We start from the raw sequence: 12792 nt of genomic DNA, 5'->3' as shown, positions 1-12792 counted from the left end.
CTACATGGCGCATGCATAGTCAGCCCACTCCTGCATGATGACAGCGCGTTTTTCAAACATGTCGCCGCGGCGGTAAGCGGCTTCCGTCTTGGTGTCGATGGTGTGCGCGAGGCACAGTTCCACCGCATCGCGTGGGTGGTGCGTGGTTTCGCCCGCCCAATCTCGAAATGTGCTGCGGAAACCGTGGGGCACGGCTGCCAACTTATGGCGGCGCATCAGCGCGGTGAATGCCATGTCAGAGAGAGGACCTTTGCGATTGCTTGGGAAAACGTGTTCCACCAGTTCCTCGCGCGCGGCCTCCTGAATGCGCAACAGCGCCACGGCCTGGCGCGAGAGGGGCACGCGGTGTTCCCGGTTGGACTTCATCCGTTCGGCGGGAATGACCCACAAGGCCGCGTCTAGATCGACCTCGCTCCACACCATGCCGCGCACCTCGCCAGAGCGCACGGCAGTCAAGATCAAGAAGCAAAGCGCGCGGGCGCTTTGCCCGTCCACAGCGGCTATCTGCTGATAGGCGGCCGGCAGATCGGCCACGGGCACTGCAGCGCGGTGTTTGACCGGGGCGACCTTTTCCGGGTTGGCCAGGATGTGTTCCAACTGCCCGCGCCAGCGGGCCGGGTTGGGGCCACTGCGGTGGCCGTGGGCGGTTGCCCAATCCAGCACCTGTTCAATTCGCCCACGCACCCGGGTGGCTGTTTCGGTCTTCGTCTTCCAGATTGGCGATAGAGCGCGCAGCACGTGGGCCTGGTCAATCTCGGAGACAGACAGCCGGCCGAAGTGCGGCGACGCGTATGTGGTGAGCGTGTTACGCCACTGCTGGGCGTGCTTGGCATTTCGCCAGGTGCTTTCGTGTTCGGTGATGAAGGCATCGGCGGCCTTGTCGAACTCCAGCCGCTGAGCTGCGGCCAGGCGCGCGGCCTCGCGTTCCTCCTGGCGCGTCTTGATGGGGTCGGCACCCGCGTCACGCTGGCCCAGCGCAGCGCGGGCCGCATCACGCGCGGCGGCCAGCGTCACACCTGGATAGCTGCCCAGGCCCATCCGCCGACGCTGACGCATGTGCACGTAGCGCAGCACCCACGTGCGCGACCCACCTTCAATCCGCAGATACAAGCCGCTGACCCCGCCCACAGCGTGCGAGCCTTCCACGCGCAGCCTGGAAACCTCTAACGCGGTCATTTCAAGGATTCGCTTCGGCATGGCTCAATTTCTGTAGGCCATCATATAGGCCATAAAAATTTGCATTGAGCATGGAAACCGTTTGGGTGCTGCTTGCAAAGATACTGTATAAAACACCATGAAACATAGCGTACCACGTTGTTTTATATGGGGTCAACGCCCAGCACAGGCGTAAAAAAACCCGCTGGTTTAGGGCGGGTTTTTTTAGCTCTGGCGGAAACGGAGGGATTCGAACCCTCGATGAGGCTCTACACCCCATACTCCCTTAGCAGGGGAGCACCTTCGGCCACTCGGTCACGTTTCCAATCCCGCCATTATGCCTCATTTCAAAGGCACTTTTTGGTGGTTCCGGCAGTTCGGGCGCCCTCGGGTCCGTCTCTCGGGCATTGTGCGGGCGGCGGACGAGCAGCCCAAGACACACTATGCGTCGCACCAATCGAGTGTCGGACCTTGCCGCACCACAAAGCCCCGCCCCACCTTGATCCGGATGCCGTGGCCCCGGGTCGTGCAGGCCTGGATCTGGTCGAGCAGCTCCGCCAATTGCGCCGCGGCCGGGGTCGTCTGGTGGCTCGTGCGCAGCCAGTGGCGCAGCACGTTGGCCTGCCTTGCACGGCTCAGGCGCTGCAAAATCTTGATTTCAGGGGGCATTCCCGTGAGTTGCACGTCCTCGCGAGCCAGCTCCTCCAGCAGTTGCGCCGCTTGGGCCGCGTGCGATGCAGACCGCGCAAAGGTATCGCGAAACGCTGGAAAGGCAGCGTCCAGTACGGGCAACAACTGCGCGCGGATGCGGTTGCGGGTGAAGCGCGTGTCGGTGTTGGTGGGGTCTTCGATCCACGCATGGCCCTGCGCCTGCACCCAGGCGCGCACGTCGGCGCCCGCCACCTGCAGCAGCGGGCGGTGCCACTGCAGGCCTGCACGTTCCCATTGCGCAGGCATCGCCGCCAGCCCCGCCACGCCAGCGCCCCTTGAAAGCGCCAGCAGCACGGTCTCGACCTGATCGTCGGCATGTTGCGCAAGTGCTATCGATTGGATAGCTGGCAGCGCTTGCTGGCCGAGCGCCAGGCCATCAAAAGCCTTGTAGCGCGCTTGCCGTGCCGCGTCCTCAGGGCTTTGGCCGGGTGCTGCTCGCGCATCAAGGCGCCGCACGGTGAGCGGCACGTCCAGGGTCTGGCACAGGCTGGCGCAATGGCGCTCGAAGCCGTCGGCGGCGGCTTGAAGGCCATGGTGGACATGCACGGCCTGCACCTGTCCTGGCCAGCGCCGCGCGCAGGCCACAAGCAACGCGGTGGAGTCAGCCCCGCCACTCAAACCCACGGCCAACGGGAGCGCGGGGGCAAAGGCCTGGATCGCGGCGTCGAAAGACTGGGTCACGCCCAGCCCTTGCCCAGCCGGGCGGCTGCGTCAACGCAATGAAACAGGAAGCCTGCCAGGGCCCGGGGACGACGACGGTACATGGGCCGGATTATCGCGGCGGCGGACCGAGCGCCCTGCCAGCACGGCCCACCGGTCGCAAGGCGCCCACGGAGCGGCGGCGGCTCAATGGCCGGGCGCGCCCAGGCGCGGCGCAGCATGCGCCGTGTCGGTGGACAGGCGGAACGTGCCCACCACCTCGGACAGCCGCACCGACTGGTCCTTGAGGCTTTGAGCTGCAGCGGCGCTCTGCTCCACCAGCGCAGCGTTCTGCTGCGTCATCTGGTCCAGGTGCGATACGGCCTGGCCCACTTCGTTGATGCTGGTGCTCTGCTCGTTGGTGGACGCGGTGATCTCGGCCATGATGTCCGTCACACGCTGCACGGAGGTAACGATGTCGGTCATGGTGGCGCCGGCATCGTGCACCAGGCGCGAACCGTTCTCGACCTGCTCGACGGAGGTGTTGATCAACGTCTTGATCTCACGCGCCGCCTCGGCACTGCGCTGCGCCAGGCTGCGCACCTCGCCCGCCACCACCGCAAAGCCACGGCCCTGCTCGCCTGCCCGCGCGGCTTCCACCGCCGCGTTCAGCGCCAGGATGTTGGTCTGGAACGCGATGCCGTCGATCACGCCGATGATGTCGTTGATCTTGCGCGAAGCCGCGTTGATCTGGTCCATGGTGGTCACCACGTTGCCCACGACCTTGCCGCCGTGCTGCGCGACGCTGGAGGCCTGCGCGACGAGCTGGTTGGCCTGGCGTGCGGCGTCGGCGTTGTGCCGCACGGTCTCGGTGAGCTGCTGCATGGACGCCGAGGTTTGCTCCAGGCTGGAGGCCGTGAGTTCGGTGCGTCCGCTCAGATCATGGTTGCCGGTGGCGATCTCTTCGGCCGCCACGCGCACCGATCCACTGGCCTCGCGAATCTGCGCGAGCACGCCCGAGAGCTTGCCGGCGAAGTTGTTGAAGCTAGATGCGATCTGGGCCAGTTCGTCCTCGCCATGGGTGTCGATGCGGCGCGAGAGGTCGCCGTCGCCCTCGCCCACCTCGTGCATCGCGTCGCGCACCTGGGTGAGGCGGCGCAGGCGCTGCGTCAGCACGGCCGCCAGCAGGGCAACGGCGATGGCCAGCACCACGATGCTGGAGAGCACCGAGGTGGTCAGCATCGCGCGGATGGGGGCAAGCGCCTCGCTTTCGTCGAGCGCCACCACCAGCATCCAGCTGGTGCCGGCGATGGGCACCACCGTGAGCAGCCGCTGGCGGCCACCGATCTCGATGCCCAGCAGGTCCTTGGCCTTGGCGGCGGCCTGTAGCTTTTCGGAGGTGAGGCCGGGCGCCAGGTCGGTCAGGGGCTTGAGCGTGAGCGCGGCATCGGGGTGGGCGATGATCTTGCCGTCAGCCGACGCCATGAAGCCGAAGCTCTGCGGCGTGGGCCGCACCGATGCGACGGTGGCCACCACGGACTCCATGGAGACGTCGCCCGCAGCCACCCCCTTGAGCGCGGACCCGGCCCCCGAGGGCGATGCGAAGGTGACGACCAGCTTGCCGTCGGATGCCGAGATGTACGGCGGCGTGATGATCGGGCCACCCGCGGCCGCCGCCTGCTTGTACCAGGGCCGCGCGGTGGGGTCATAGTCGGGCGGCAGGCTGCGCGTTTCGGAGAAGACGTACTTCTTGTCGGCGAACCCGAAATAGAACGTGGAGAACTTGCCCGCATCGCGCAGCAAGGCGAGGGTCTTGGCAGGCTCGGGCTCCTCGAAGGCGACCAGCGAGGCCGCGACGATCATGGCCTTGCCGCGACCCCACTCCTCGATGGTTTCCACATGGCTTTTGGCGGTGGCCAGGCTCTCCTCGATGAGGCTTTCTCGGGCCTGGGTGCGCGCCACCAGGAAGTTGGCCACGGTGAGCACCAACAGCGCCAGGACCAGGCAGGCCGTGGATAGTGCAAGGATCTGACCCTTGAGCGTCTTGAGCAGCGACATGCGGCACCCCCGAATCCCCCGGATGCGGAGGACACTGCCATGCTACATCCGGTTGCAATCGCAGCGCCAGCGGGTGCGCCCTCGCCGTAACGGGTGCGTTGGCGCCAAAACGACAAACGGCCCCGAAGGGCCGTAGGTCAAAAGGCTGTGGCGAGACTCCGGCGGGAGCGGTCAGCCTCGCCCGGCACGGACCACGATTGCGTCAGCGGCTGTCCGCCTTGGTGTCGCTGAACCGGCCGTAGCTCTGCAGGCGCTCGTAGCGGCGCTCCAGCAGATCCTTGACCTTGAGGTCGGCCACTTGGCGGAATGCATCGCCCAGCGCGCGCTTGAGGAAAGCGGCCATCTGCTTGTGGTCGCGGTGCCCGCCGCCCACGGGTTCGTTCACGATCTTGTCCACCAGGCCCAGGGCCTTGAGACGGTGCGCGGTGATGCCCAGGGCATCGGCCGCTTCCTGGGCCTTGTCGCTGGTCTTCCAGAGGATGGAGGCGCAGCCCTCGGGGCTGATCACGGAATAGATGGCGTACTGCAGCATCACGACCTGGTCGGCCACGCTGATGGCCAGCGCACCGCCGGAGCCACCTTCTCCGATGATGGTGGTGATGATGGGCACCTCGAGCTGCGCCATCTCGAAGATGTTGCGGCCGATGGCCTCGGACTGGCCGCGCTCCTCGGCGTCGATGCCGGGATAGGCGCCAGGGGTGTCCACGAAGGTGAAGACCGGCAGCTTGAACTTCTCGGCCGTCTTCATCAGGCGCAGGGCCTTGCGGTAGCCCTCGGGCTTGCTCATGCCGAAGTTGCGCATGGCGCGCTCCTTCGTGTCGCGGCCCTTCTGGTGGCCCAGCACCATGCAGGCGTGGCCGTTGAAGCGCGCGAGCCCCCCGACGATGGACTGGTCGTCCGCGTAATGGCGGTCGCCATGCAGCTCCACGAAGTCGGTGAAGATGTCGCGCACGTAGTCGAGCGTGTAGGGGCGCTCGGGGTGGCGGGCGATCTTGGTGATCTGCCAGGGCGACAGCTCGCTGTAGATGTCCTTGGTGAGCTGCTGGCTCTTCTTGCTCAGCTGGTCGATCTCTTCCGAGATATCGACGGCACTTTCGGTCTGCACGTAGCGCAGTTCTTCAATTTTGGATTCGAGTTCCGCGATGGGCTGTTCGAAATCCAGAAAGGTCTTTTTCGCCAACGTTATTCTCCTAAGGGCTCGCGCCGGTGGACGGCAGCCACGAATGGCCCGAACTGTAACCGACGTGTAACGAGTTTTGTAAAGCGCGCCAGGCTGCGCCACCGTTCAAGCCGCGCTCAGTACGCCACCGGCTGGGGGTCGAGCGAGCGCCAAATATACCAAGTTGCCACGCTGCTCCAGGGCTTCCATGCCTCGGCGACTTCGCGCGCGTCACTGCGGCTGACCGGGTCGCCCGAAAAGTAGTTGTGGCTGATGCCGGCGATCAACCCCGGGTCGTCCAGGGGCAATACGTTGGGCCGCATCAGGTAGAAGATGAGGAACATCTCGGCCGTCCACCGGCCGATGCCGCGGATGGCCACCAGCTCGGCGATGATGGCCTCGTCGTCCATCGCCGCCCAGTCCTTCACGTGGAGCTTGCCGCTCTCGAAGTGCATGGCAAGGTCCACCAGGTAGTCCACCTTGCGGGCCGACAGGCCCGCCGCACGCATGTCGTCGATCTTGAGCTTGAGCACGCTGGACGGCTTCATGCCGCGTGGCAGCAGCGCCACGAAACGCTCCCACACGGCCTGGGCCGCGCTGACGGAGACCTGCTGGCCCACGATGGAGCGCGCCAGAGTGATGAACGCGTCGCCACGGGTCTGCAATGCGGCGTCGCCGAACTGCGGGATCAGGCGCTTCATCACCCGGTCTTTCTTGACCAGATGCTTGCAAGCCTCGGCCCAGTAGTCCGGCGTGGCAAGCACCAACGGCGGCGCTGCGGCATCGACCGCTATCTTTTTAGAAGCTGCCACCGCTTACTCCATCAGCCCCGGAGGCATTTTTTGCACATAACAGGGGCTCACTGCGCGGCTTCCCATGTCGTGCCGGCAGCGGAGTCCTTGAGCACGATGCCCTGGGCGAGCAGCGCCTGGCGGATGCGGTCGGCCTCGGCAAAGTCCCTGCCGGCCTTGGCGGCGGCGCGGGCAGCGATCTGCGCCTCGATGTCCATGCGGTTCACGCTGGCGCCCGCCTGCAGGAAGCCCTTCGGGTCACCCTGCAGGATGCCCAGGCACCCGCCCAACGCCTTGAGCAGGCCCGCCAGCTCGACAGAGCGGGTCTTGTTGACCTCGCCCGCCAGGTCGAACAGCACCGCCACCGCCTCGGGCGTGCCGAAGTCCTCGTCCATCGCGGCCTTGAAGCGCGCGGCGTGCGGGTCCGCCCAGTCGATGGCCGCCACATCGGCCGGTGCCACCAGGCTCAGCGCCGTGTACAGGCGTTTCAAGGCCTGGCGCGCGTCGTCCAGGTGGGCATCGCTGTAGTTCAGCGCGCTGCGGTAATGGGCGCGCACGATGAAGAAGCGCACGGTTTCCGCGTCGTAGGTCTTGAGAACGTCACGGATGGTGAAGAAGTTGCCCAGGCTCTTGGACATCTTCTCGTTGTCCACCCGCACGAAGCCGTTGTGCACCCAGAATTTGGCCAGGGGCTTGCCCGTGGCGCCCTCGCTCTGGGCGATCTCGTTCTCGTGATGGGGGAACTGCAGGTCCGCACCGCCGCCGTGGATGTCGAAGGTCTCGCCCAGCGTGGCGCCGCACATGGCCGAGCATTCGATGTGCCAGCCGGGGCGGCCGGAGCCGAATTCGCTGTCCCACTTGGCCTCGGGCGGCTCCTCGGGCTTGGAGGACTTCCACAGCACGAAGTCGAGCGGGTCTTCCTTGCCGTCCAGCACGGCCACGCGTTCACCCGCGCGCAGCTCGTCGAGAGACTTGCCCGACAGCTTGCCGTAGCCGTCGAACTTGCGCACCGCGTAGTTCACGTCTCCGTTGCTCGCGCGGTATGCCAGGCCCTTGCCTTCGAGCTGGCCGATGAGCGAGAGCATCTGGGGCACGTATTCGGTGGCGCGGGGCTCGAGCGATGGGGGCTCGATGCCCAGGAGACCGATGTCCTGGTGCATGGCCGCGATCATCTCGTCGGTGAGCTGGCGGATGGTGATACCCCGCTCGAGCGCGCGCTTGATGATCTTGTCGTCGATGTCGGTGATGTTGCGCACATAGGTCACGCGCATTCCGCTGCTCTTGAGCCAGCGCTGCACCACGTCGAACGCCATCATCATGCGGGCGTGGCCGATGTGGCACAGGTCATAGATGGTCATGCCGCACACATACATGCGCACATGACCGGTTTCGAGCGGGGAAAAGTCCTCCAATGCACGCGACAGCGTGTTGTAGATGCGCAAACTCATGGGATTTCAGTCACGGGGATGGGGGTGGTTGGGTGAATTGAATTTCACCCGGCAGCAGGGGGCCAAGAGCACCCGGCAGGGGGTGGGCCGAGACGAGGGCCCTCAGCAAAATCACCCGCGGCAACAGCGTTCCGTCATGACAACCCCCTCAGCTACAATCCGCCGCAGTATAAGCCCCCGCTCCTGCGGGCCGCTGCTCAACCCCCCGGAATCCTCCATGAAGCCAGTCCTCCGCACTCTTCCACGACTCCTGCGCCTGGCGGCGCTGACCGCGCTGCTCAGCACGGGCGTGGCCCATGCCGATGACTATTCCGAGATCGCACAACTGCTCAAGACCGGCAAGGCGGCCGAGGCATTGGTCAAGGCCGACCAGCGCCTGGCGGCCAATCCGCGCGATCCGCAGCTGCGCTTCCTGCGCGGCGTGGCACAAGCCGACAGCGGCAAGCCCAGCGATGCCATTGCCACGTTCACCAAGCTCACGGAAGAGTATCCCGAGCTGCCCGAGCCCTACAACAACCTGGCCGTGCTCTACGCCAACCAGAACCAGCTCGACAAGGCCCGCACTGCGCTGGAAATGGCGATCCGCACGAACCCGAGCTACGCCACGGCGCATGAGAACCTGGGTGACATCTACGCCAAGCTGGCCAGCCAGGCCTACAACAAGGCCTTGCAGCTTGACGCCACCAGCGCCAACACCCTCAAGCCCAAGCTCGCGCTGATCCGCGACCTGTTCACCGCCGACGCAGCCGTCAAATCAGGCCGCCCCGCAGCTGCGGCGCCTGCACCCACCGGTGCCGCCCCCACAGCAGCGCCCCGCCCGGCCGCACCGGCACCAGCCCCAGTGCCCGTGGCAGCAGCCACGCCTGCACCGGCCGCCAAGCCAGCGCCAACACCGGCTCCGGCCCCGTCGTCAGCAGCAGCTCCAGCGGCGTCTGCTGCAGCGCCCGTTCCGGCGGCTGCACCGGCACCCGCTCCATCGCCCGCCCCGGCTTCAGCAGCAGCAGCCTCCGATGCAACGGTGCAGGCTGTCACATCCGCTGTCCAGGCATGGGCCGCAGCCTGGGCTGCCAAGGACATGGGCGCCTATCTGGGTGCCTACGGCAAGGCGTTCGACCCACCGGGCCGCCAGACGCGTGCTGCCTGGGAGAAAGAGCGTGAGTCACGCATCGTGGGCAAGTCCAAGATCAGTGTGCAGCTGTCCGACCTGAGCGTCACCGTGAGCGGCGACAAGGCCACGGCCCGTTTTCGCCAGGCCTACAGCGCCGATGCGCTCAACGTCACCAGCCGCAAGACGCTTGATCTGGTGAACCACAACGGCCGCTGGGCCATCGTCCGCGAATCCACGGGCGGTTGATCGTGGCACCGAGCACAGCGCCTGCGCCTGCCGCGCAGGCGTTTTTTCATTTTTGCCCTCTCCGAACTTAGACCGCATGCTGGTGGAGCTGACCGCACGACGCCGCCGGGCCGCGGCAGGCACCCTGCTGCTGGCGGCGCTTTTGCAGGCCGGCCACGGCCCTGCGATCGCCCAAAGCCACAAGCAGCGTCGCACGACCGCCGAGCCCGCGCCTGCCGCCAAGCCGCCCACGGAGCTGCGTGACGGCCAGGCCGAGTCGCGCCTGCTGGCGGTCTACAAGCTCATTGGCGAAGGCCGCCCACGCGAAGCGCTGGCCCAGGCCGAGAGCCTGGCGCGCGACTACCCCAACTTCCAGCTCGCCCAGCTGGCGGTGGGCGACCTGCTGATGTCGCGCACCCGGCCGATCCGTCGCATGGGCGATGTGCCCGAACCGGACACCACCCGCAGCATCCAGGCCGCCAGCGTGCTCGAAGAGCTGCGCAACGAGTCCCGCCAGCGCGTGGACGCGCAGCGCAGCCGCCCGCCGGCGAACTCCATCCCGGCGCAGTTCCTGGAGCTGTCGCCGCGCTCGCGCCATGCGATCGCCGTGGACGCGTCGCGCTCGCGCCTGTACCTCTTCGAGAACACCAGCAAAGGGCTGCAGTTGGTCGCCGACTACTATGCGTCGGTCGGCAAGCTGGGCACCGAAAAGTCCATCGAAGGCGATCAGCGCACGCCGCTCGGGGTGTACTTCATCACCAGCCGCCTGGACCCCGCCACGCTCAAGGACTTCTACGGCGCCGGGGCCCTGCCCATCAACTACCCCAACCCGCTCGACCAGAGCCGGGGCAAGACCGGCGGCGGCATCTGGCTGCACGGCACGCCGCCCGACCAGTTCGCGCGTGCGCCGCTGGCCACCGACGGCTGCCTGGTGCTGGCCAACCCCGACCTGGAGCGCATCCTGCGCACCGTGGAGCCGCGATCCACGCCCGTTGTGATCGCGCGCCAGCTGCAGTGGGTGGCGCCCCACAGCGTGAGCGCCGAGCGCAAGTCGTTCGATGCCGTGCTCAACGCCTGGCGCAACGCCAAGACCCAGGGTGACATGACGCGGCTGCTGGGCTTTTACGCGCCGGACTTCCAGACCTACCGCAAGAAGCCGCTCGAGGAATGGACCCAGGTGCTCAAGGCCGAGACCCGCGCGCTGCGGGGCCGGGAACTCCATCTCAAAGACAAGTCTTACCTGCGGTGGACAGATTCCGCCGACACCATGGTGGTAACGTTCGGCGAAGTCGCCGAAGGCGCCCACACGGGCCCGGTCAAGCGCCAGTACTGGGCGCGGCGGGGCCAACAATGGCAGATATTTTTCGAAGGAGTGATTGGATGATTTCCAGAAGAAATTCGACCCTGGCGCTTGCCAGCATTGCGCTGGCAGCTACATTTTCAGTAGCAAACGTGCAGGCGCAGGATGCGCCCCAGGTCAAGCTGTCCACCTCGATGGGCGACATCGTCGTGCAGCTGGACCCCGCCAAGGCGCCCAAGACGGTCGAGAACTTCCTGGCCTACGTCAACGACAAGCACTATGACGGCACGGTGTTCCACCGCGTGATGAACGGCTTCATGATCCAAGGCGGCGGCTTCACGGCCGACATGCAGCAAAAACCCACCAAGGCGCCCATCCCGCTCGAAGCCAGCAACGGCCTCAAGAACGATACCTACACCATTGCCATGGCGCGCACGAGCAACCCCAACTCGGCCACCGCACAGTTCTTCATCAACGTGAAGGACAACGCCATGCTCAACGCGCCCCAGCCCGACGGCCACGGCTATGCCGTGTTCGGCAAGGTGGTGAGCGGCACGGACGTGGTCGACAAGATCAAGGCCGTGCCCGTGGGCAACAAGGGCCCGTACCAGAATGTGCCCAACACGCCCGTCACCATCAACTCCGCCACGCTGGTGAAGTGACCCCTTCAATTCATTGACCCATTGATCGAAAGAACCTTGCCATGAGCAACCCCCAAGTCGAACTGCACATCGCCGGCTACGGCGTCATCACCCTGGAACTCGACGAAGCCAAGGCACCCAAGTCGGTGGCCAACTTCCTGTCGTACGTGAACAAGGGCCACTACAACAACACCATCTTCCACCGCGTGATCCCCGGATTCATGGTGCAAGGCGGCGGTTTCGAGCCCGGCATGTCGCAAAAGGGCACCGATGCGCCCATCGAGAACGAAGCCAACAATGGCCTGAAGAACGCCAACTACACCGTGGCCATGGCCCGCACGAGCGACCCGCACTCGGCCACCGCCCAGTTCTTCATCAACGTGGCCGACAACGGCTTCCTGAACCACACCGCGCCCTCGGCGCAGGGCTGGGGCTATGCCGTGTTCGGCAAGGTGGTCTCGGGTGCCGACGTGGTGGACAAGATCAAGGCCGTGAAGACGGGCCGCAAGGGCTTCCACGACGACGTGCCCAAGGAAGACGTGATCATCGAAAAGGCCGTGGCACTCTGAACATGGCATTTCCCCGTGTCGCTGCGGCGGCCCCGGTGCCGGGCCTCGCACACATCACACAGCGCGGGGGATGACCGACGCGGGCCTTTTTATGACCACGACCGTGCCCCGGTTCGAGGAGCTTGTCGCTCCTTCGCACTGGCGCACGGTCGAATTCATTTCGGACCTGCACCTGCAGGCCAGCGAGCCCGCCACGGTGGCCGCGTTCCGGCACTACCTGCACACCACCACGGCCGACGCACTGTTCATCCTGGGCGACCTGTTCGAGGTGTGGGTGGGTGACGACGCCATCGACGAAGCCGGCAGCTTTGAAGCCGAAGGCTGCGCGGCGCTGGCCGCCGCGTCCCAGCGCATGCCGCTGTACTTCATGCACGGCAACCGCGACTTCCTGGCCGGCCCCGGCTTTCTTGCGCGCACCGGCATGACCGGCCTGGCAGACCCCACCGTGCTGACCCTCGGTGGCCAGCGCATCGTGCTCAGCCACGGCGACCTGCTGTGCCTGGACGATGTGGACTACCAGCGCTTTCGCGTCCAGGCGCGCAGCAGCGCCTGGCAAAGCGCCTTCCTGGCGCAGCCCCTGGCCACGCGGCGCGCGCAGGCGCGCGGCATCCGCCAGGAGAGCGAGGCCAAAAAACAATCCGGCGCCACCTATGCCGACGTGGACAGCCCCGCCGCCATTGCCTGGCTGCAGGCCTCCAGGGCCGCCACCCTCGTGCACGGCCACACCCATCGCCCGGCGGTCCATCCATTGGCGCAAGGCCTGACCCGCGTGGTACTGAGCGACTGGGATGCCGCCGCATTGCCCCCCCGCCTGGAAACACTGCGTTTGTCGCCCGCGGGCTTGGAACGCATCGACCTCGGCCCCACGTAGGGCCTGTTATCACTATTTTCGGGGTCGCGAAGACCCTTGCCTTCGGGTTGACCGGCCTGGGGGCCGTCTGCGGCGTTGCCCGAAAATAGTGACAACAGGCCCTTGTCTGAATCCCCG

At 66.2% G+C, this 12792-nt stretch carries 11 protein-coding genes and 1 tRNA gene; 5 read left to right on the top strand and 7 right to left on the bottom strand.

Annotated features, from left to right (window positions below):
• The 7 genes from KW835_RS17130 to cysS all read right to left on the bottom strand — a co-directional run bounded on the left by KW835_RS17130 (nucleotide 1) and on the right by cysS (nucleotide 7961).
• On the bottom strand, nucleotides 1-1197 hold the full coding sequence (locus KW835_RS17130; RefSeq protein ID WP_218384543.1) for a site-specific integrase: 1197 nt from the start codon (nucleotides 1195-1197) through the stop codon (nucleotides 1-3).
• A 190-nt stretch (nucleotides 1198-1387) separates the two neighbouring features.
• A tRNA-Ser gene (locus tag KW835_RS17125) sits at nucleotides 1388-1480 on the bottom strand.
• Between the two features lie 116 nt (nucleotides 1481-1596).
• Nucleotides 1597-2547 (bottom strand): tRNA lysidine(34) synthetase TilS, encoded by a 951-nt coding sequence (tilS, locus tag KW835_RS17120; RefSeq protein ID WP_218384541.1) that lies wholly within the window; start codon nucleotides 2545-2547, stop codon nucleotides 1597-1599.
• 165 nt (nucleotides 2548-2712) lie between these two features.
• The gene (locus KW835_RS17115) at nucleotides 2713-4563 is read right to left on the bottom strand and encodes a methyl-accepting chemotaxis protein (protein WP_218384539.1); all 1851 of its coding nucleotides are present in this window, start codon (nucleotides 4561-4563) and stop codon (nucleotides 2713-2715) included.
• 202 nt (nucleotides 4564-4765) lie between these two features.
• Nucleotides 4766-5743: an acetyl-CoA carboxylase carboxyltransferase subunit alpha gene (locus KW835_RS17110; RefSeq protein ID WP_218384537.1), complete on the bottom strand. Its 978-nt coding sequence runs from the start codon at nucleotides 5741-5743 to the stop codon at nucleotides 4766-4768.
• Nucleotides 5744-5859: 116 nt separating this feature from the next.
• The gene (locus KW835_RS17105) at nucleotides 5860-6534 is read right to left on the bottom strand and encodes a DNA-3-methyladenine glycosylase (RefSeq protein ID WP_370633641.1); all 675 of its coding nucleotides are present in this window, start codon (nucleotides 6532-6534) and stop codon (nucleotides 5860-5862) included.
• Nucleotides 6535-6581: 47 nt separating this feature from the next.
• Entirely contained in the window at nucleotides 6582-7961 is a 1380-nt protein-coding gene (gene cysS / locus KW835_RS17100) for a cysteine--tRNA ligase (protein ID WP_218384535.1), read from the bottom strand.
• A gap of 217 nt (nucleotides 7962-8178) precedes the next feature.
• Between cysS and KW835_RS17095 the strand changes: the two genes are divergently transcribed.
• The 5 genes from KW835_RS17095 to KW835_RS17075 all read left to right on the top strand — a co-directional run bounded on the left by KW835_RS17095 (nucleotide 8179) and on the right by KW835_RS17075 (nucleotide 12675).
• Entirely contained in the window at nucleotides 8179-9315 is a 1137-nt protein-coding gene (locus KW835_RS17095; RefSeq protein WP_218384533.1) for a tetratricopeptide repeat protein, read from the top strand.
• Nucleotides 9316-9391: 76 nt separating this feature from the next.
• A complete protein-coding gene (locus KW835_RS17090; protein WP_218384735.1) occupies nucleotides 9392-10678 on the top strand; it encodes a L,D-transpeptidase family protein in 1287 nt (428 codons plus the stop codon).
• Nucleotides 10675-11256, top strand: coding sequence for a peptidylprolyl isomerase (locus tag KW835_RS17085; RefSeq protein WP_218384531.1), 582 nt, complete (start codon nucleotides 10675-10677; stop codon nucleotides 11254-11256). The genes KW835_RS17090 and KW835_RS17085 overlap by 4 nt, the downstream gene beginning before the upstream one ends.
• 41 nt (nucleotides 11257-11297) lie before the next feature.
• Nucleotides 11298-11804 carry a peptidylprolyl isomerase gene (locus tag KW835_RS17080; RefSeq protein ID WP_218384529.1) on the top strand — a complete coding sequence of 169 codons (507 nt, stop codon included), beginning with the start codon at nucleotides 11298-11300 and terminating at the stop codon, nucleotides 11802-11804.
• A 91-nt stretch (nucleotides 11805-11895) separates the two neighbouring features.
• Nucleotides 11896-12675 (top strand): UDP-2,3-diacylglucosamine diphosphatase, encoded by a 780-nt coding sequence (locus tag KW835_RS17075; RefSeq protein ID WP_218384527.1) that lies wholly within the window; start codon nucleotides 11896-11898, stop codon nucleotides 12673-12675.
• Nucleotides 12676-12792 lie beyond the last annotated feature (117 nt).

Origin of the sequence: Acidovorax sp. sic0104 (genome assembly GCF_019219095.1) — a bacterium.
In the GTDB taxonomy this organism is placed as follows: domain Bacteria; phylum Pseudomonadota; class Gammaproteobacteria; order Burkholderiales; family Burkholderiaceae_C; genus Acidovorax.
The sequence above is the reverse complement of the archived record's forward strand: the minus strand, read 5'-3'. Positions and strand labels throughout refer to the sequence as shown.